Source organism: Mucilaginibacter sp. L3T2-6, from assembly GCF_030519355.1.
Classification (GTDB): Bacteria; Bacteroidota; Bacteroidia; order Sphingobacteriales; family Sphingobacteriaceae; genus Mucilaginibacter.
On record NZ_JAUMKC010000013.1, the window covers coordinates 92164 to 112306 of the forward strand.

The 20143-nt window shown below is 42.5% G+C and carries 17 protein-coding genes; 8 read left to right on the forward strand and 9 right to left on the reverse strand.

All coding sequences use genetic code 11. From position 1 onward, the window contains the following. Positions 1–38: 38 nt before the first annotated feature. The 3 genes from aqpZ to Q3W13_RS15280 all read left to right on the forward strand — a co-directional run bounded on the left by aqpZ (position 39) and on the right by Q3W13_RS15280 (position 3727). Entirely contained in the window at positions 39–812 is a 774-nt protein-coding gene (gene aqpZ, locus Q3W13_RS15270) for an aquaporin Z (protein ID WP_302865174.1), read from the forward strand. 199 nt (positions 813–1011) lie between these two features. Continuing rightward, positions 1012–2679 (forward strand): ABC transporter ATP-binding protein, encoded by a 1668-nt coding sequence (locus Q3W13_RS15275; protein WP_302865176.1) that lies wholly within the window; start codon positions 1012–1014, stop codon positions 2677–2679. Next, positions 2669–3727 (forward strand): glycosyltransferase, encoded by a 1059-nt coding sequence (locus Q3W13_RS15280; RefSeq protein ID WP_302865177.1) that lies wholly within the window; start codon positions 2669–2671, stop codon positions 3725–3727. The genes Q3W13_RS15275 and Q3W13_RS15280 overlap by 11 nt, the downstream gene beginning before the upstream one ends. A gap of 11 nt (positions 3728–3738) precedes the next feature. On the opposite strand, the gene Q3W13_RS15285 is transcribed toward Q3W13_RS15280, so the two are convergent. From Q3W13_RS15285 to Q3W13_RS15295, 3 genes are read right to left on the reverse strand one after another with little or no spacing between them, the layout of a single operon-like run. Then, positions 3739–4839: a glycosyltransferase family 4 protein gene (locus Q3W13_RS15285; protein ID WP_302865179.1), complete on the reverse strand. Its 1101-nt coding sequence runs from the start codon at positions 4837–4839 to the stop codon at positions 3739–3741. Between the two features lie 39 nt (positions 4840–4878). After that, complete coding sequence (locus Q3W13_RS15290) at positions 4879–6081, reverse strand: amidohydrolase family protein (RefSeq protein WP_302865181.1); 1203 nt, start codon at positions 6079–6081, stop codon at positions 4879–4881. Further along, complete coding sequence (locus tag Q3W13_RS15295; protein WP_302865182.1) at positions 6081–6821, reverse strand: class I SAM-dependent methyltransferase; 741 nt, start codon at positions 6819–6821, stop codon at positions 6081–6083. The genes Q3W13_RS15290 and Q3W13_RS15295 overlap by 1 nt, the downstream gene beginning before the upstream one ends. A gap of 272 nt (positions 6822–7093) precedes the next feature. Between Q3W13_RS15295 and Q3W13_RS15300 the strand changes: the two genes are divergently transcribed. The 5 genes from Q3W13_RS15300 to Q3W13_RS15320 are packed head-to-tail and all read left to right on the forward strand — an operon-like array spanning position 7094 to position 12694. Continuing rightward, positions 7094–8596 carry a radical SAM protein gene (locus Q3W13_RS15300; protein ID WP_302865183.1) on the forward strand — a complete coding sequence of 501 codons (1503 nt, stop codon included), beginning with the start codon at positions 7094–7096 and terminating at the stop codon, positions 8594–8596. Between the two features lie 10 nt (positions 8597–8606). After that, positions 8607–9350, forward strand: a complete 744-nt coding sequence (locus Q3W13_RS15305; RefSeq protein WP_302865184.1) for a bifunctional 2-polyprenyl-6-hydroxyphenol methylase/3-demethylubiquinol 3-O-methyltransferase UbiG — start codon at positions 8607–8609, stop codon at positions 9348–9350. Positions 9351–9398: 48 nt separating this feature from the next. Then, the gene (locus Q3W13_RS15310; RefSeq protein ID WP_302865185.1) at positions 9399–10400 is read left to right on the forward strand and encodes a radical SAM protein; all 1002 of its coding nucleotides are present in this window, start codon (positions 9399–9401) and stop codon (positions 10398–10400) included. Between the two features lie 9 nt (positions 10401–10409). Beyond that, the gene (locus tag Q3W13_RS15315; protein WP_302865186.1) at positions 10410–11870 is read left to right on the forward strand and encodes a radical SAM protein; all 1461 of its coding nucleotides are present in this window, start codon (positions 10410–10412) and stop codon (positions 11868–11870) included. Then, positions 11867–12694, forward strand: a complete 828-nt coding sequence (locus tag Q3W13_RS15320; protein ID WP_302865187.1) for a class I SAM-dependent methyltransferase — start codon at positions 11867–11869, stop codon at positions 12692–12694. The genes Q3W13_RS15315 and Q3W13_RS15320 overlap by 4 nt, the downstream gene beginning before the upstream one ends. 24 nt (positions 12695–12718) lie before the next feature. Here Q3W13_RS15320 and Q3W13_RS15325 read toward each other — a convergent pair whose 3' ends face one another. Genes Q3W13_RS15325 through Q3W13_RS15350 form a run of 6 tightly spaced genes read right to left on the reverse strand, consistent with a single transcriptional unit; the run spans position 12719 to position 19793 of the window. Further along, entirely contained in the window at positions 12719–13675 is a 957-nt protein-coding gene (locus Q3W13_RS15325; RefSeq protein ID WP_302865188.1) for a hypothetical protein, read from the reverse strand. Between the two features lie 17 nt (positions 13676–13692). Continuing rightward, positions 13693–15015, reverse strand: a complete 1323-nt coding sequence (locus tag Q3W13_RS15330; protein WP_302865189.1) for an O-antigen ligase — start codon at positions 15013–15015, stop codon at positions 13693–13695. Then, positions 14999–16120, reverse strand: coding sequence for a DUF1972 domain-containing protein (locus Q3W13_RS15335; protein WP_302865191.1), 1122 nt, complete (start codon positions 16118–16120; stop codon positions 14999–15001). The genes Q3W13_RS15330 and Q3W13_RS15335 overlap by 17 nt, the downstream gene beginning before the upstream one ends. Further along, entirely contained in the window at positions 16117–17193 is a 1077-nt protein-coding gene (locus tag Q3W13_RS15340) for a glycosyltransferase family 4 protein (RefSeq protein ID WP_302865193.1), read from the reverse strand. Before Q3W13_RS15340 ends, Q3W13_RS15335 begins: the two co-directional genes overlap by 4 nt. A 4-nt stretch (positions 17194–17197) precedes the next feature. Continuing rightward, positions 17198–18160, reverse strand: coding sequence for a glycosyltransferase (locus Q3W13_RS15345; protein ID WP_302865196.1), 963 nt, complete (start codon positions 18158–18160; stop codon positions 17198–17200). Next, entirely contained in the window at positions 18150–19793 is a 1644-nt protein-coding gene (locus Q3W13_RS15350; protein WP_302865198.1) for a hypothetical protein, read from the reverse strand. Before Q3W13_RS15350 ends, Q3W13_RS15345 begins: the two co-directional genes overlap by 11 nt. Positions 19794–20143 lie beyond the last annotated feature (350 nt).

Sequence of the window (20143 nt, forward strand, 5' to 3'; positions counted from 1 at the left end):
TATTTAATTGATTATAAACTCCAATCGCTTGATAAATTATGGAAACTAAACCGCTAACCAAGTATGTAGCCGAGCTTATCGGCACTTTTTGCCTGGTGTTGTTCGGCTGCGGGGCAGCCGTTATTGCAGGCGCCAATACAGATGGAATCCCACCCGCCGGTATTGGATTATTAGGCATCTCGCTGGCCTTCGGCGTAAGCGTGATTGTAATGGCCTACACCATCGGGCCAATTTCGGGCTGTCACATTAATCCGGCAATCTCAATTTCGATGACGGCGGCGGGCAAGCTAAGCCTGAAAGATTGTACAGGCTATGTTATTTCGCAATGCATCGGCGCGGTTTGTGCTTCGGGTGTGTTGTACCTTCTGCTGACCGGTAAGCCTGGCTTTTCAATGGGTGAATATGCACTCGGCGCAAATGGATGGGGTGCCGGTTATTTGGGAAAGTACTCCACCCAATCGGCTTTTATAGCCGAAGCTGTATTTACCTTCCTGTTCCTTGTAGTGATTTTTGGAACCACCGCAAAGCGGGCAAACCCTGCCATGGCGGGTTTGGCTATAGGATTATCGCTGACTTTGATCCACCTGGTGGTTATACCTATCACCGGCACATCCGTAAATCCCGCGCGTAGCCTTGGTCCGGCAATTTTTGCAGGTGGTAAGGCATTAAACCAGCTGTGGCTTTTTATTGTTGCGCCTATACTGGGCGGGTTGATTGCAGCGGGTTTTTGGAAAGGCGTAATGGAACAAAAGGAAAGCATCACCCAAAAAACTGTTGAGGTTCATGAGGATATTTCGATTAATCGCATCTGAACCCGATTTCCGGAATTTGATATTTAAGATTTGTCAACTTTCAAAAAGCTGACAAATCTTCCTTCTGAGGCACCCATCCCTTAAATTTCATTCAAATCCATGACATCTGTTAATCCCGGTTCAGGCAACCATTCGCCGTCGCCCCGCGTAGTGTAACTATAGGTACCCGACCTGTAAATCCACGGTACCACCCGCGCAATTGAACCAGATTTTAAAAGGTATTTCAACTATTTTAATCCGTGGGGAAAAAGCTAAATTTTATAAGCTTATCCTGTTCGACTTTGTAATTGGCGTCCTTGATATAGCTTTCCTCGGTGTATTGCTTTTTGTGTTGAATTTGTACACCATAAACGCCGCTCCGGCAAAAGCTTCGTTTCTTCCGCAGACTTTATTAAATCCGAACTCACTTTTGCTGATAGGCCTGTTTTTTATGCTGTTTAGTGTTAAAAACCTGTTTGGTTATATCGGCTTAAAATCACAGCACCATTTCTTTTACAGGGTTGCATCGCGGTTATCAAAAAGGAATTTACTCAATTATCTTTCCGGAGACTATGGCCGCTTCGTGCATATAGATTCATCTGTACGCGTCAGGCAGATATGCAATCAGCCGATAGAATTTAGTCATTACATCCTTATCAACATACAACAAATCATTTCGCAGGGAATTTTGATAGGGTGCACGGTAATTGCTATCCTTTTTTATCACCCCACTTTGTTTTTATTACTGTTTATGCTGTTACTACCGCCGGTGGTTTTGCTCGGCTGGTATATCCATAAAAAATTAAAAGACATTCGAAGCAGCATAAAATCGGCTAATGAGAAAGCATTGCAGCATCTTTATGAATCATTGTCGGGATATGTGGAAAGCAATGTCTACCAAAAAAATGATTTTTTTACAGACAGATATTCGGCTCGTCAAGACCAGCTGAATGAAAATTTAGCCACCCAGCAAACTTTGCAATCCCTGCCTTCGCGGCTGGTGGAGGTGTTTGCCATACTTGGTTTTCTGGTGTTGGTGGCTGTCAATAAGCTATCGACCGGGGCGCCCGCTATCGATATGCTTACTATAGGTGTTTTTATGGCTGCGGCTTATAAAATTATACCCGGAATAGTAAAGATACTGAACAGTTCCGGGCAGATTAAAACCTATAAATTTACGCTGACAGATATGTTGGCTACAAAAGATATAGCCCCGGTCATAAAACCTCGGGTTACTACGCCAATCACCGAAATAGCTTTTGAAAGTATCAGCTTTAAACATCAAGATCGCACGGTACTTAAAAATGTTAGCCTCAGTATTAAACCTGGAGATTTTATCGGCTTTTCCGGCGATTCAGGTAAAGGAAAAACTACGCTCATCAACATTCTGCTGGGCTTTTTAAAAGCCGACGGTGGTAATATCTGCATTAACCGAAAGAGAAGTACCGCCGAAGAAAGGGTGCATTACCGATGTCGTATTTCATATGTTAAGCAACAGCCTTTTTTTATTAATGACTCTATTTTAAAGAATATCACATTGTCAGAACATGATCATTTTCCCGATAGAACAAGCCAGGTGGTGGCATTTTGCGGTGTGGATAAGTTTGCGTCTCAAAATCCCGCCGGGTTGCAAAGAATAGTTACAGAAGGCGGTAAAAACCTTAGCGGGGGGCAGCGACAGCGGATTATGTTGGCAAGAGCACTGTATCATGATTTTGACCTGTTGATTTTGGACGAGCCCTTTAGCGAAATGGACTGGGCGTCTGAAATGGAAATTCTTAGGAAACTACAAGGAATTGCGGCACAAGGAAAGATGATTTTGTTTATTACGCACAATAAAAAGAGTCTGAACTATTGCAATAAAGTAATAACGCTTAATGAAGAGTAAACGGAAGACATTAGTTATCCTTACGCCCGGCTTCCCGAAAGATAAGTCAGACACCACTTGTTTGCCGCCTTTGCAGACGTTTGTGAAAGCGCTGAAGTCGATTTGCCCGGGCCTCAACATTATTGTAATAAGCTTTCAATACCCGTTTTATACTGCTGAATATAATTGGCATGGGGTAAACGTAATTTCTGTTGGGGGTAAGGGTAAAGGGCGCCTACTAAGGCTGATCACCTGGCTTAAGGTGTGGCGCAGATTGCAAAAACTACGCGGTAAGCAGGAACTTTTGGGCGTTTTGAGCTTTTGGCTGGGTGAATGTGCTTTTGTGGGGAGTAGATTTGCAAGAAAATATCGTTTGACGCATTACACGTGGATATTAGGTCAGGACGCAAAAAAAAACAACAAATATTTCAGGTGGATTAAGCCTAAAGGCGAAGAACTGATAGCGATGTCGGATTTTTTAGTGAGAGAGATGCACCGCAATTATGGTGTAAAGCCGCTCTACGTAATTCCTGTTGGAGTAGATATTTCCATGTTCGGCAATACTTCTTTAAAACGGGATATTGATATAATGAGCGCAGGATCGCTGATCCCGTTAAAACGTTACCGTTTTTTTGTTGAGGCTATCATTTCTCTGAAGAACATTTTTCCTGATATAAGAGCGGTAATCTGCGGTGACGGTCCTGAAATGCAAATGTTAAAATCGCTGGCGGAAAAGAGTGGGGTAACTGACAATATAACCTTTAAAGGAGAGGTACCGCATAAACAAGTGATTGAGCTTATGCAGCGTGCGAAAGTGTTTTTACACCCTTCTGAATATGAAGGGTTTGGGACTGTGCTTTCAGAAGCTCTATACAGCGGTGCGCAGTTGGTATCGTTCACCAAACCTATGGATAAAGAATACAGTCATCATTTTGTGGTAAAAACGCAAGATGAAATGAATGCATGCCTGGTATCGCTGTTAAAAAATAAGAAAATAAATCACGACCCGGTTTTGATATGCACTATTGAACAGATAGCTAAAAATATGATTTGCCTGTTCGCGGATTAAAGTTGCAGGTTTTATAATAAAGACGCTGCTATTTGTTGAATGTCGTGTGCAATAGCCTCAAATGACAATTTTCTTTTGAAATGCTCCAGGGATAAAGCACCTTTTTCTGCCATGTTTATTTTTTCAGTTTCCTTTAGTGCCGAAATCAGTGACTGTTCATCGCCGGGTGGATAAAGCAGGCCGCACCTGCCCCCATCTGTAATCATCCTGAATGACGGAATATCTGTTACAAGCGGAAAACATCCGCACGACATGGCTTCACATACTGCGGTTCCACTGCCTTCATAATATGATCCTGAAATAAAAATATCTGCGCTGTTGAACCAATAAAGTAACTCTTCGTGTGGCTTTTGGCCCACAAATGTAATTGCGGCACCCGCAGTATCGCTGGCTATCAATTCCCGAATCTGCGACAATAATCTGGTTTCATGATAAAGCATGTATAAGCGCGCCCCCTTATTATGTCTGCTGTATTTTAAGAAGGCTTTTACCACGTTTACCGGGTCTTTATTGGTGTCAAGCGTTCCTACCCATAAAAATACCGGACTGCCGGTAATGCCCGTTTGTTGCCTGGCGCTGCTTTTGTCTATCGGGTAGAAAATTGATGAGACCTCCATTACTTCGCATATCTTCCCGGCCCCGGCTATCACACCTTTTTTTACCCAATCCAAGCCCAATTCAGTGGATGCGAAAAGATAGGCATCCACAAACCAGTCGGCTAGTTTTTGCGCGTATCTTTTTATTCCCGGCTTGGGTTTTTCGGCATGGTGGTGCATTATGATCTTTACGTGTTTGGGTAAAATAATACGCAAAAATATTACTGCCAGCGGGTTATGCAGACCCTGAACTATCACTATGTCCGGGCTTAATTTTTTAACGAAACGATTGAGCCTGAAAGGGAAATGTGTTCTTTGTTTATTAAAGCTAACAAACTTATGCTCCACTCCGTTGATTATAGCTTCCCCTTCATAGTCTATTCGGTTAATAGCTATTACCTCGTTCTTTTTAGCCAATTCTTCAAGAATACCGGAATAAGCAGCAATACGCTTTATCCAGCTTTTAGGATCAGTAAATCCCGGTGAGTAATCATAAATCAGGGACACATATCGCATAAACTTTATCCTGCCAAAACATATAAATATTTGTACACATTAGGTGGTAAATTTATTCCTGGCGCCTTTTTTATACCTCACAGCTTCGTTAACGGCGATGGGCAATTTGACGTCCGGCTTGTATTGCCGGATATTATCTATAAGCGCGGGTAAATCCCCTTTTATATATTTGCAGCAATCGCCAAAAAACACCCTGCTAAAATTATCGAGCCTTTCACACTCCAATTGTGGCAATAACGACTCATCAAATAAATTGATCCTGCCCTTGTGTATTACAAGTAATATGTCTTCGGGACAAATGGAAAAGAATTCGTCAAAGCCATAGCCACCGGTTTTGTTTTTTACGATTAGCAGGTCGGCATCTTTACCGGCTGTTATGCTTCCGGTATTAAGGCCCCATACACTCGCTGCGGTTAAATTTACCGCCGTAAACAGCGTTTCGTCGTCCAGTAAAGCGGTGTTGCGTGCGGATTGTAAGTGGCGCCAGATATTCCAGTCGCCGGTGAGCGTTGAATCGGTTCCAAACAATAATGCGGTTTGGCTTTGCAGCAAGTCTACCTGTGCTGTTTTATTCAACAGGAAGAAATTAGAAGCGGGGCACCAAACCAGGGCTTCAAAAGCCCGGGCCTGTTCCTCTGTCATTGCTACCGCATGCACACCTACCAGTTTTCGTTTAAGCAGGTTCAAACGAATAAATGTATCTATTTCGGCCGATGAGCTGGCATCAGTACCTTCGCCGATATGTATATTAACAATTTTCTTTCTCCTGGCGGGATTATTCAGCTTTAACTTCCAGTTTTTTTCGAAGCGAACAGAATGCAGGCAATGGCTGTCCTCATAAATGGTGATCAGATCCGTCTTTAAGCCTGTTTTTTCGCCATGGTTTATTACGGTCGTAACTCCGCATAGCAGATTTTTGTATACGCCCCATTGGTAACGCAAAAGAGCCGGGATTTTCAATACTGAAGCAATTTCTTTTTTAAACGACGCGTGTAAATGCCTGCCCCATTCGGTGTAACTTGTATAACACCGGTCGCCACCCAATGGCGGGAAGAGATTAAAGTCAAGATGGTCGTGTGAGTTAATGAGTCCGGGAACGGCTAAAGCGTTCTCCAGACATATTATCAATTCACCTGCTTTTTCCGTGACATCATCCCGGGTAACTGCCGTTACATATCCATTGCTCACCAGAATATTCGCGGGCTCTTTGTCCCCCAGGATATTTACATTGCGGAGAATCATTATACCCTCCTGAAATGTAGCCCGTAAATAATCGGTAAGCCCTTAAACCTTTCGTAAATGTGCATTGCGTTTTGCACATCATAGTAATGTTTTACTGTTTCATCTATAGTTTTTTCGAGTTTAGCTACCAGCTTGAAATTGAAATTTTGCAATATGGAAATGATAGTTGTAGTAGGATGGACAAAATTGCGGACGGCAATATGACTATTACCATGCTTAAAAGTCCGTTGGCCGCCGGAGGCCAATGCGCTGGGATGAAAATCTGTAAGGATTATATCCCCGGCATCTTTCAATATTCTGCTCCACGCGGTTAATGCTTCCTGTAGATTTTCAATATGGGCAACGGTAAGTGTGGATACGATTAGATCGTAAGTTTTAGCAGCAATGCCGGTAAAATGGTTATCAGCAATTAAATGAGTTTCCATTTCCGGAAATTTTTCGTTCAGCACACCCAGCATCCCTGGGGAAACGTCGAAGCCGGTTAGTTTATCAACGTCCTGTGAAATTATTTTGGGCCAATGCCTGCCGGTGCCGCAGCCTACGTCAGCAATGTTCTTATTACTTAGATTGATTGCGGCTAAAAGCTCTGTGAAAACCAGCTCATCCAAGTCGAGCATCAGGTTTCCGGGTTGTGTATCATATTCAGGCGCCCAAACATCATAAGCTTCCACTATGCCCCGTTCTTTTATTTTAGGCGGGCGGATATTTTTATCGAGATAATTTTTAATAGCCGTTATCAAAATAATCGTGATTTAAGGATTATCGTAAAGTACTTGTTATACAAACTATACGCCGGGGCATTATCTATGGTTGCCCCGCAATTTTTTAATAAGACAGGCAACCTATGTTTTTTTTGGGGCGTAACTACTAATGTTGAGTAATTGTTTAATTGGGGTTAATTGGGTTTTTGTGTGAATTGATGTCTCCGTAATTAAGGGAAACCGGCGGAGTAATATCCGCCGGTATTACGGAGAATTAAACTCAATCTTGGACAGGCTATTGCAAGTATAAAATGAATAAGATCTTACTGTTTAACCCTAAAAGCGCTATCGCTAAGCATCGCATCCCCAATTCTATCCTAAATATTGCGGCCTCTGTAGAAGGAAAGTACGAATGGGTTATTGTGGATGGGAACTGCGAAACTGACCCGCTAAGTAAAATAGAATGCTACCTGCAGACAGGCGAATTTAAATATCTTGGCTTTACCGTTATGCCCGGACCCCAGTTGCGGCAGTCGATACCTTTTGTTAAAGCGATAAAGGAAAAATTCCCCCTTACCATCATGATATGGGGAGGTTATTTTCCGTCAAGCCATCCAAAAGTTATTCTCGACTCAGGCTACGTCGATTTTATTATCAACGGTCCCGGCGATCATGCTTTTCCACAACTGATAGACGCACTTGAACAAAACAGGCCATACGAGTTTATCAAAAACCTTATTTATAAAACTGGAACTGAAATAGTTAAAACTGCGAAAGAAGACCTGATGGATCAGGATGCATTACCTGTTTTACCTTATGATAAACTTAACAGATTTTATTCTATAAAAGACAGGTACCTGGGGAGAACCTACCTCGGCAAAAAAACACTGGCCTATCATTCAAGTATCGGTTGCCCGTTCACTTGCTCTTTTTGTGCAGTGGTGCCAATTTATGAGGCAAGATGGAAAGCTAAATCTGCTCAGGCAGTTTATAACGACATTAAATATATTAAAAGCAAGTGGGGCGCCGACGCTATTGAATTTCATGATAATAACTTTTTTGTCTCGGAGAAGAGAGCCGTTGAGTTCGCACGCTTAATAATGCCCGAAAAAATGTCATGGTGGGGAATGGCCAGAATTGATACTATGGATAAGTTCAGCGATGAATCGCTGCGAATAATCAGAGAGGCAGGCTGTAAGATAATTTTCTTTGGCGCAGAGAGCGGTAATAACCTGATATTGGAGCAATTAGATAAAGGCGGTACACAAACCGGCGATCAGATTATCAGATTTGCAGAAAGATTAAAGAAGTTCGACATTATCCCCGAATATTCATTTGTGTTAGGTACACCGGCCCCAACGCCACGGCAGGTACAGGCACAGATTGATTTTGAAATAGATTTTATAAAAAAGATAAAGCAGGTTAACCCACGTACCGAGATAGTATTATATACTTACAGCCCTGTACCTACCGAAGGCTCGTCGTTATTTAAAGAGGTAACCGCACAAGGGTTTAAATATCCCCAAACGCTGGAGGATTGGGTAAGCCCGGCCTGGGAGAATTTTGACCTCAGGAAAAATCCGTTAACGCCCTGGCTAACCCCAGAAATGATAGATAAAATCCGGGACTTTGAAACGGTATTGAATGGGGTTTATCCCACGGTAACGGACATCCGTTTAAGCAAATTAAAGCGGAAGGCTATAAAGTTAATGGCTGGTTTTCGTTACAGAACCAATCTCTATAAATATCCATACGAAATAAAGCTACTGCAAAGGGTCTGGAATTACCGCCAACCCGAGATACAGGGATTTTAACAAGTTTGTCGTGATTTTGGCTGATCTTAACACCGGAATACAAAAGCGCTCCCATGAAAATGAAGGCTTTGCTGACATGTATATCGATATGCGGTACAAGGAAAAGCGCCTATTGTCTGACTGTAAGGTAATGTTCCTTCCGGAAATTGAAGAAGATCACATACATTACAAAGAGTGGCAAATAAGAAAACAATCTGCGCAACGGCTGATGGACTATCTTAAAGAGATAAACAAGCCGCTGAATATCCTTGAAATAGGCTGCGGCAATGGCTGGCTATCGGCAAAGCTTTGTTTCCTTAACGGTGCTAAAGTTACGGGTATAGATATTAATGAGCCGGAAATACAACAAGCCCAAAGGGTTTTCAAGAGCGATAACCTCGAGTTTATATGCACAGCCTTCGATGCGTCGGTGTACCAGCAACAAAAGTTCGACATTATATTATTTGCAGCATCCATTCAATACTTTAAGTCATTAAAAGAAATTATAATAAGTGCTCTTTGTTGCCTCAAACATAATGGTGAAATACACATAACCGATACCAATTTTTATACGCCGGTAGCAGCTATGAAGGCAGCCATACGCAGTGAGGCATATTTTGCGTCGATAGGATTTCCTGAAATGGGCGGATATTATTTTCATCACAGTTTTAAACAACTAAGGGAGTTTAATTACAAGGTACTGTATAACCCACACCGCATCATTAATAAAATCACCAAGAAGAACCCGTTTTACTGGATTGTTATAAAGCATTAAATTATGATCGGGCAGTCCTTGATATATACTTTTAACAGGTATCGCACCTTGCAAACAAATGTGATATCCGCATTGCCTGTCGTGATATTAATGCCGCACAGCGCCTGCAACTGCCGGTGCGTAATGTGTGATATATGGAAGGATAACAAAAATCTGAAACAGCTCACCGAGCAGGATATAGCAGGGTTATTAAACTCACTTAAAAAATTCGGCACGCGGGAGGCGTTGATGTCTGGCGGAGAGGCGCTGCTTAACCCCGGCTTTTTCAGCCTTTGTAAAATATTGAAACAAAACGGGATTAAAATTACCCTGTTAAGCACCGGCCTCACGATAAAAAAAAACGCTCAACAAATACTGGAATTTGTAGATACTCTGATCGTATCATTAGATGGGGATGAGGCTTTACACGATGCCATTAGAAATATTCCAAATGCATTTGCAAAGGTAAAGGAAGGGGTGGAGTATATTAAATCCATTAAGCCTGATTACCGGATAACTGCACGCACAGTGATCCACCGGCTGAATTTTCGCAACTGGGAATCTATTATCAACGAGGCGAGGGCAATGGGGATCGACCAGTTAAGTTTTTTGCCGGCAGATGTAAGCAGCCATGCCTTTAACCGGCAGATGGCCTGGGAACAACCCCGGCAACATGAAATTTTATTGTCTGAACAAGAGCTGCCGGAATTGCAGGATGTGATTGACCAGGTGCTGGGCAGAAAGGGAGATTTTGCTACCCGTTATATAGCCGAATCGCCGGCGAAGATTCAGGATGTTTATTATTACTACGCGGCGTTTTATGGTTTGAATCCATTTCCATTTAAAAAATGTAATGCACCGTGGGTGTCGACGGTGATCGAGGCTGACGGCAGCGTGCGGCCTTGTTTTTTTATGGATACGATAGGCAATATCAGGGAATCTTCGCTGGATGCTATACTGAACGGCGATAGCGCTATCAATTTCAGGAAAACGCTGGATATGAGCAAAAATGAGTCGTGCATCAGATGTGTATGTTCATTAAATCTGCCGCCAATGGCAAAACCGGCATGATTAATAAATATGAAGAGTATTCTGTTTTCACATTCCTACTTTTTACGTTTCGACCCGAAACAATGGGCCCTGGGGCAGCCATATCCGCCATTGGGTACCATCTATGCTGCTGCGCTGCTGCGCGAAAGCGGGTATAAAGTATCGCTTTTCGATACCATGTTCGTGGCCAATCCACAGGAAGTAAAAACGGCCCTGGATCAATTGAAGCCTGATTATTTTGTAGTGTATGACGATGGCTTTAACTACCTAACCAAAATGTGTCTCACCAATATGCGCGAGGCTGCATTTGAGATGTTTAAAATAGCGAAGGCCAGGGGCTGCACTGTTATCGTTTCCAGTTCCGACTCAACCGACCACTACGCGGAATACCTTGCACGGGGCGCCGATTTTGTAATCATCGGTGAGGCGGAACAAACGTTATTACAGCTCGTCAATCATATTGAAGCCGGACCTAATGCTTTCAATACTATATCCGGGCTGGCTTATTGTACAGACGGTGTCATCACCAAAACACCCGGTCGGCCGGTTCTTAAAGACCTTGACAGCCTGCCTTTGCCTGCCTGGGATCTGGTGGATATTGAAACTTACCGGCAAACCTGGTTAAAACACACCGGCTATTTTTCGCTCAATATCGGTACAACCCGGGGGTGTCCATTCAAGTGTAACTGGTGTGCCAAGCCGATATACGGGAACCGGTATAATTCGCGTAGTCCCGGTAATGTTGTAGCTGAAATTAAAATGCTAAGCGAACACTACCAAATGGACCATATTTGGTTTTGCGATGATATATTCGGCTTAAAGCCCGGCTGGGTAAAAGAGTTCGCTGAACTGCTGAATCTTGAAAATGTAAAAATCAGGTTTAAGATACAGTCGCGCGCCGATTTGTTGTGTGATGAAGAAACTGTGAAAGCGCTGGCATCTGCAGGCTGCGAGAACATTTGGATAGGGGCGGAGAGCGGTTCCCAGGCTATACTCGACGCAATGGATAAAGGTATCTCAGTCAATCAAATCCGCGATGCCACACGGATGATGAAGAAAAATGCTATCAAGCCCTCGTTCTTTATCCAATTCGGTTATCCTGGCGAGCAAAAGGAGGATATCAGGCTCACAATAAACATGATAAATGAGTTATTGCCATACGAAATAGGTATCTCCGTATCATACCCGTTACCCGGAACTGTTTTTTATGAAAGGGTGAAAGCCGACCTCAAAAAGAAAACCAACTGGACGGACTCTGACGAGATGGCTTTGATGTTCAGCAATACTTTTCCGCCATCCTATTACAAGCAGTTACATAAATACGTCCACCAGAATTATCATAAACATTTGGCCAGGAATAGCCTTGCCAAGCTGATAAACAACCCTTTTGGGGCTAATTTAAAAAGCATCAAAAGGGGTTTGTCGGTTGTCTACCATGCGCCTGCGACTTTAATTGAAGGCATTAAGTTGCGTAAATTGGAGAAAGTATGATGAAAGTTGGGCACGCCAATATCAACGAGCAGCAAGCAGAGTTAGCGTTCAGCACTCAATCCGTTATATTCGATAAGCTATACGCCGCCAACACCACCATCAATTATAAGCGGGGCCGGGTACGAAGTCACGTTTTAAAACTATTGAAACCTGGTAGCTTGATTTTAGAATTGAACAGCGGAACCGGCGAGGATGCTTTGTTTTTTGCAGCAAAAGGACACCACGTGCATGCTACCGATATATCAACTGGCATGCAGGAGCAACTAAAGCAAAAAGTTGTTGAGTATGCAATGACTGACTTGGTAAGCACAGAAATAAACTCATACACACAACTCGGTCAACTCAAAAACCGAGGGCCATATGACCATATATTTTCCAATTTTGCCGGCCTTAACTGTACCGATGAACTGGAAAAAGTTTTAGCCTCATTTGATGAGCTTTTAAAACCCGGAGGTACCGTTACTCTGGTCATCCTCCCGAAATTTTGCCTTTGGGAAATATTGATGCTCTTAAAAGGCAAATTCCGCACGGCTTTCCGAAGATTGTTTGCAGGCAAAGGCTCAAAGGCGCATATCGAGGGCGTTTATTTTAAATGCTGGTATTATAATCCGTCATTTATTGAAAGATATCTTAAAGATAATTTTGACGTATTGGGTTTGGAAGGTTTATGTACCATTGTTCCACCGTCATACATTGAGGGATTTGCCGAAAAATATCCATGCTTATATAACTTTCTCAAAAAGCAGGAGGATAAATTGAAAACTTCCTGGCCCTGGAAATTTATTGGGGATTATTATATTATATCGCTTAAAAAGAGAAATTGATGTCTGCCAATATCAAAGGATAATTCAGTGAGCCATATTTTCCATATAGTCTTTTAAAATCCGGTCCATTCTGTATTGATATCGAACTAATAACTTGTTCTGGAAATTCTTTGGGTCTGGCTTGGCAAAATGTTTGCCAGTTATCATGCCCATCACTATACCGCGGCTGTTGAGCTTTTCCTGTTGAGTCTTTTTTAACCAACGGACGCTCGTAATTTTCATCAGCAGGTTATCGAGTTTATTGCCAGCGTGATTATTGAATGTCAATTCCAGAAGGCTTTTGAAAATATATGTTCGCACGGGCTGCGCACGGGAAACCCGCATGGTCTTGTTAGGAAGATATTCTCTTATCCAGGCGTTGGCGGCAAAAAAACGCTCAAATACAACATCGCCCTGCAACGGAATTAATGTAGCGATTTCAATTGCCGTGTAAGTGTTCTTTTCAACTATCTCGAGTTGCTGCTCGTCGATATAATAATTCATACAAAACAGGTGCTCTTTGTTAAACAGAAAAGTTAGCTTTTTGAAGCAATGCATAATAGTCCGGGCTATCCATAGTTTATTCTTTGCAGTAATGATAAACAGATCGATGTCTGAACCGTCGTCTGCATAATTTTTTGATAGCGAGCCGGATACTGCGACACCGCGTACGTAAGGAAACCGGATAAGAAGATTGCCAACCTTCTCCGCAATCTTAATTAATCCGGCAGCTTTTTTATTGCCCTCGTTACGCCGAACCACCAGGTAGTGGTCGTTTTTGAGTGTGTAGAATTTGTCGAACTGGAAGATAACGCCGGCGTTAAGCAGGTTGCGGAGGCCATCCTCAAATACATCAAAGCTATGTTTCTTTTTTAAGAACAGATAAATTTCGGCCCTCGATAATGGATAATCAAACAAGTCGAAGTAAGACAGGGTTTCTAATATTTGCTCCTTTACTGCTGACAAGCTATTGCTGATTATAGTGTATGAGTTCTGTTGCATTTACCGTTTAAGTTGAATTAGCTTTGTAATAAAGACGGCCCGATAGCTGTATTGGTTGCCCCTGGCGATGAATATTTATGTTTCTTTTGCTGCTTTTTGACTTGTATTTCATCTTCCGTTGAAAAAATAAAAAGCGAGTAGAAGAATGCATAATAAATGACGCCTTTATCTACGTCTAGAATGTTTTCTGAACAAGACACGGTTGCGATGATTAGCATAAAAGAGAAGAACAACAAGTTTCTGTTTTTAATTGAAACCTGTAAGCCGAATACCAGGTTTGCCAGGTAAACAAATAACCCGATTATGCCAGATTTTATTAGAAAGCTTAGGTATTCGTTGTGCGCATTCAGATTATGTAAAAAAGAATTGTATAGCTTGTTCTTAAAAAAGGCATCGTGAAGCAGCCCCACTTCTGTCCCTGTGCCGTAGCCGATTATGGGCTTCTTCTTTATCAAATCTAGTATCACGTGCCACCTTGCCAGACGCGAATCCAATATGTCGCCTTTTTTGGCGGGAGAGAGATCTGTTGTCAATTCAGTAACATATCGCTCATTGAATGTTTTAGAATAAAGAATGCCGGCAACTATAAGAATTGATAATGAAGCACTGATCAGCAAGTATCTAATGCGCTTTGAGCTTTCAAGCAGAAACCATGGAACAGCGATATTGATGATTAAAAACAGGGCGACAAAAACCGACTTAGAGCTAAGCTGAACGATTCCGGCGATTAGAATTAAACAGCCTGTTAAATATAACATCCTCTTGCTTCGCGACGGCTCCTTCATTAACATGCTTAAAAAAAACACCAATGCCAACGCTATCTGCATTGAAAAGAAAGTGGCATGCATGTTTATCGGCTCCGAAAAGTTGTGGTTGGCGAAATTGCTTGAAAAAAGCATAGAATAAGGCAGATTAAAGTGCCTAAGGGTGACCAGCGCATCTGCATAAAGATATAATACGGTAAGTGTACAGACTATTGAATACGATAGGAAAAGCCTGTCGCGATACTTTTTTATGTCGCATGGATTGAGAGAAAACAATATAGGTATGAGGAGTATCGCAATTCTTCTCCCGATTTCTGTGCCTGCCCCTGGCCTGTCCGTACTGTAAATCGCACATAAAACGGTAACCATAAATACCGCCTGCAGTACATACATCTGGGAATTAAAGATGGGTTTAATTGAACTTTTTTGAAGATGGATAATGGTGTGCAGCGTATAGCTTACTAAAATCAGATGACTATAAAACATGTCGAATGGCAGCGAAGCCAATAGCAATACAAGATGGTAAAAGCTTATCCTATTGGTCAGGCTGTCATTGATGCTAAACAATCTGCTCATAGTTTGATTTCCTGTAGCACTCTAAAATGTATTGCTCATATTGGTCGATTACCTTTTCCCAGTTAAACTGGTATTTAATCTTGTGCAGGTTGTTGCTCACCATTGCCTGCTCAGGACCCCGGCGTTGCACGGTTTCCACCAGGTTGCGCACTTCTTTTGAGTTAGAGAAGTAAAATGCGTCCGAATTCAGCACCGATTTATTGAAGGGATTGTTATGCGCTGCGATAAGCGCCTCGCTGGCCATGGCTTCCAATAATGATGGGTTTGTGCCGCCTACGCTGTGCCCATGAAAATACAGGTACGAGTTATTTTGCAGCGCGCGTACTTTGGCAGTATCAAAAATCGACCCTTTAAATTCAATACGCTCATCATTTTTAAATTTATGGGTGATGAACTTACCAAAGCGGTTACCTGTGTCGCCCAGCACCATAAATTTGCGATGCGAGCTACTGTTGTTAAAGCCTTCCAGTATAGGCTCGATATTATTTTCAGGCTCCATACGGGCCATCAGCAAAAAATAATCTTCTTTTAGCGCATCCTCAATACCTATTTGCTCGCGTTCCTCTTTTGAGAACAGATCGGCTCCGTAAGGAATATATTTGCTTTCTATGTTGTACTTTTCAGTTAAATAGGCCTTGATGACGAGTGAGTCAGATATATAATACTTGCTGTATTTAACAGCTAGCTTTTCAGCATATTTTAGAAACTTCTGCACCGCGGCCGAATATTTTGAACGTTTCCACTCCAGCCCGTCCATATTGGTAATGATTGTACTGTTAATAGGATACAATTTGCCCCAAACAGAACTGCTGGTGTAACCCATAATCAGAATAGCATCAAAATTCTGTTTGCGGGCGTCCAGCAAACAGTTAAAGTCGTACACAAACTGACCTGCCGTCCCTACCAGGTATTCCGGATCAAAGCAATGCCTTATTTTTACACCGTTCCATGCGTCTTCCCTAAACGGATGGTTATGAGAATTATAAACCGTTACCGAGTGCCCCCTTTTCACCAATCCTTCTGACACGTATTCGGATATATGCTCGAAACCGCCGTAATAGTTCGGGATACCCCTTGTACCTAAAATTCCTATCCGTAACTTCATGCTATAACTGCTGTTTTGTATGCCTTTAAGGTTTGTTGTGCGGCCTGTTTCCAGGTATAATTCTTTAATATTCTTGCTAATAGGTCCTTATTAAAAGGCGCTTTTCCAGCCTGTACTACTGCCCGTAAAATGCTCTCTGTGCTCTCTGGCTCACAATAAATGGCGTCTTTACCAAAATAATCCCGGGTGTCTCCTTTATCAGTTATTACTATGTTACAGTGCATAACGGTTGCCTCGATAGAACTTAATCCTGTAGTTTCGAACCAACTTGGTAAAATATGTACTTTGGCGCGCTGCAGGTAGCTAATCAATTCTTCGTGCGGGAGACGGCCGGCAAAGCTTACGTTGGCCGCAGCCTCAGCCTGGCATTGATGATAATAATCCAGCTGATTGGGCGCGGGTGCGCCAATAATAACCAGTTTAAACCGAGTATTATTTAATGCCCTGATTAAGTTCAGCTGATTTTTACGGCCTTCGATCCGGGCAACGCAAAGCACCAGGTTTTCATCCTTGGGCAGGCTGGGATCAAATGGAAATCTTTCAGGATTTATTCCATTGGCGATGATTACATGCCGGGCATTGTTCGGGTAGCTTTCCTTTACCCGCTTTAATTCCGACTCGGAATTCGGCAGGATAATATTAGCGCGGTTTAATAGTTCTATTATGCTTTTTTTTTGTCCTTTCCATAAGTAGTCGATTCCGGAGAGGTGGTCTCTTCCTAAAATCCATCGGGCCACGGTCTTCAGGTATTCCACGCTGTCAGCGGGCAGGCGCGTAAATATAGCGCCAGCGCCGTTTCGGTTATATTGGTAATAATCGCCATAGGTGCATAAAATGGTAGAGATAACGAACGGCTTCCCGGCCACTTTGCTGTGATATAAAATATCAGCAGGGCGTATCAGGTTAAAGAAATGCAGCAGGTCGTATTTGCCGTAGTTGATCTTATCTTTTGACAGCAAAATGTCCACTTCCAACCCCAGGTTGGTAAGCTGCCGGGCTGTTTGAACCACCTGAACAGTATCTCCGCCGGGTACAGTATATAATGTGCTTCTTGCGATAAACGCTACTTTCATTGCTTTAAAATTTACCTTGCGTCAGGTTATGCAGCCAATTGATAAATCGTTCAGGAAAATAGCTTACTGTATACAGCAGGTAGTTATCCAACCGAAGCGGATGTAGCAGAATTGCCCTTAACATGTTTGTACGGGCTTTTTCGGGCTGATAATTGTTCAGCAAAAACTTCTTACCGCACAGCGCATAATAAGCGCCATATTTTATTTTAGAGGAATATTGTTTGCCGCCAATCTGGTAAAGTTTGTCGCCTTCAGCAGCCGTTATGTTTCTGTTTTTTAATGTAGAATACTTGATGGCCCGGAATTTCCTGGTGCGCCATTTTTCGTCGATGGTTACCGATTCCGGGTTCAGCCGTACCTTTATCAGCGCTTGCGACAGGTTGCACGCCTTTTCGTTCCTTAACAGATTTACCCATAGAAAATGGTCTTCATAGGTGTAAGCGTGCTCGTTGTAGCCGCCGCTTTTTACAACAGCATCTTTTTTATAAAATACACTGGAATGGATAAATGGACAGATGGTGTATTGCAACTGCTGTATTTCTTCGTTCAAATGCCCCTCGGGATGATGAGTGAAAATGTAGTGGCCATCAGCGTCCATATACTCTGCGGCTGAGCCGATAATTGAGTAATCGGGATAATTGGTAATGAACTGGTATTGAACTTTCAGGCGATCAGGCAGGCAAATGTCATCCGCATCAAAACGGGCAATATAGGTCGCGCGCGCATGTTCTAAGCCCAGGTTGAGTGCTGCAGAAACACCCTTGTTTTCCTGGCTTATGACAACAATTCGGCGGTCGTGAAAGGAATTGATGACTTCCAGTGTATTGTCTGTAGAGCCGTCATTAATAATAAGCAACTCAAAATCGGTAAAAGTTTGGCTAAGTACCGACGAAATAGCTTCGCCAATATATTTACCTGCATTATAAGCCGGCATCAAAACCGTAACTTTCGGATTGTCAGGAGGCATAAATAGGTTGCGTGTTGTTTTTGATTTCCCTGATATTTAAGAAAAAAAGCAATTCAAAAAATACCACCACTGATAATTGCTCGAACCAGTAATCGGTGAAAAAAATCATTAGGAGTAGTAACAGTAGTGGCAGGCCATAACCAAAGCCTTTGGTGTGCCTGGCGAAAAACCATACATAAAATATTGCGAAGGCCGCTAATCCCGCCAAGCCATATTCTGAAAGCAACTGGTCGTAAACGGAATTTGGACTGTTAATCAGCGAATGAAAGCCGGCGCGTTTGCTAAAAAAGTTAAGATAAACGTCGAGGTGATTGGACAGAAAGTTGTTATTGATGTAGGTGTGCTTAGTAGGGTAGCCTCCGGCAAAACCAAAACTGGTTACCCTGAAAGCCAGCTTTGACGAAAAATTGCCCATCCCTGCACCGGCAATTAACTTTACAGGATTATGTACAAGGAAATCAGCGGTCTGTAAAAAGCTAATTACCTTTCCGGGCTTTCCGGGTCTGTATATTTTTACTGATGAAAGAGGAAGTTGTGCTTTATGAGCTGCAATAAAATCCAGCAATACATGCTGGCCCGTTGTAGTATCTGCTACGGATTGGTATGCTGCTGTATGAATTTTCGGGGTATCAATGAATATCCGGCCATTACTTGTGCGGGGCAGCGAGGCGAGCGCGAAGGGTATCGCAGCCGTTTTCGTAATTTTCAATCTTGATATACTGTCGAGATAATTTTTTGCGATTTGCTGTCTTGTCTCCTCCTGGTTCGGACTGCTCCCGCAAACCACTCTTACATTTGATATATTAGTTCTTGGTACAGGCGGATGGAATGCCAGACTGATGGTATTCAATGCATACTTGTCATTTTGCGGCGAAACCTGCGCCATGAAAACCACCAGTAGCATTACGCAAACCATAATAAGGCTTTTCTGGTCCCTGGAGCTGTTAAAAATGAATAATAAGGCAAGAACAAAAAACAACGCCATATTTGTAAAATTGCTCCCGGTAAACAACAGCACAATCATGCAAATCAGTACCATCGGGTTATTTTTCCTAATCATAAAGTAAATAACACCTGCTGCATTAAGTACGGCGTTGGTTGTAGATGTATCGAACGTGAGGCCACGGATGTAATCGCCGGTCCCGATAAAGTATTTTTGATGCTGGCCCTGGTAACGGTATGGATTAATGGCATGGGTTTCCCAAACTATAGCGCCATAATTCCCAAAGGAAATAATTGCATTTATAACAAAGAATGCCAGTATAGTGCGGTGTATTATCTCCGGATCGTCGTTTTCAACGGCGAGTTTCACCTGGTGAACAGCCAGGATACAAAGCAGCCAGAAACCGAGCCCAGTAAAGAAAACAATCAGGTAATCAGGGTTTGAATACCCTCCGGTGAATACCAGGCTGACAAAGGGAATCAGCATAATTAATAAGTAAAACAAGGGTAAACGGGAGTTTTTAAAGCTGAAACCAAACTTAAAATCAAATCGGAGTGCGTAGATCAGTATAATTGCCGCAATTTTGACGGCCAGTTTTACATCAAGGAAAAGCAAGAGAAACAGCAGTAACCTCCAGTCCACCGCGTTAACGGCCTTCTTTAAATTAAAACCCACAATACTGCTTAACATTCTTGATCCATTAAGTATCGAATGACTTTTTATGCCGTTCAATTTTACCAGAAATTACGGCTTGGAAAATAAAAGCGTTGCCTGCGCCAGAACCTAAAGTGTGTTTTATCGGAACTAACGGAATGTTTGACAATGCTGTCTTATCGCATTGACCGGTGTTCCACTTTTCTGCGGAACACCCGGGATACTATGAAACATTCTGATTATGAGTGATTTATTTTTTCTTGAAATTGAGTAAATGCCAGCAATTAATAATCAACGATAGTAATACTGAATCTGCTGGGTGCTTTGCGATTTTAAAGCGAGACCTTCGTCTGTTAGAATTAATGAGAAGCTGACCTGATTTTTAG

Bases quoted from the DNA above. Each gene is read 5' to 3' on its own strand.
- aqpZ (WP_302865174.1), top strand. From the start codon at position 39: ATGGAAACTAAACCGCTAACCAAGTATGTAGCCGAGCTTATCGGCACT.
- Q3W13_RS15280 (WP_302865177.1), top strand. From the start codon at position 2,669: ATGAAGAGTAAACGGAAGACATTAGTTATCCTTACGCCCGGCTTCCCG.
- Q3W13_RS15285 (WP_302865179.1), bottom strand. From the start codon at position 4,839: ATGCGATATGTGTCCCTGATTTATGATTACTCACCGGGATTTACTGAT.
- Q3W13_RS15290 (WP_302865181.1), bottom strand. From the start codon at position 6,081: ATGATTCTCCGCAATGTAAATATCCTGGGGGACAAAGAGCCCGCGAAT.
- Q3W13_RS15300 (WP_302865183.1), top strand. From the start codon at position 7,094: ATGAATAAGATCTTACTGTTTAACCCTAAAAGCGCTATCGCTAAGCAT.
- Q3W13_RS15315 (WP_302865186.1), top strand. From the start codon at position 10,410: ATGAAGAGTATTCTGTTTTCACATTCCTACTTTTTACGTTTCGACCCG.
- Q3W13_RS15320 (WP_302865187.1), top strand. From the start codon at position 11,867: ATGATGAAAGTTGGGCACGCCAATATCAACGAGCAGCAAGCAGAGTTA.
- Q3W13_RS15325 (WP_302865188.1), bottom strand. From the start codon at position 13,675: ATGCAACAGAACTCATACACTATAATCAGCAATAGCTTGTCAGCAGTA.
- Q3W13_RS15330 (WP_302865189.1), bottom strand. From the start codon at position 15,015: ATGAGCAGATTGTTTAGCATCAATGACAGCCTGACCAATAGGATAAGC.
- Q3W13_RS15335 (WP_302865191.1), bottom strand. From the start codon at position 16,120: ATGAAGTTACGGATAGGAATTTTAGGTACAAGGGGTATCCCGAACTAT.
- Q3W13_RS15340 (WP_302865193.1), bottom strand. From the start codon at position 17,193: ATGAAAGTAGCGTTTATCGCAAGAAGCACATTATATACTGTACCCGGC.
- Q3W13_RS15345 (WP_302865196.1), bottom strand. From the start codon at position 18,160: ATGCCTCCTGACAATCCGAAAGTTACGGTTTTGATGCCGGCTTATAAT.
- Q3W13_RS15350 (WP_302865198.1), bottom strand. From the start codon at position 19,793: ATGTTAAGCAGTATTGTGGGTTTTAATTTAAAGAAGGCCGTTAACGCG.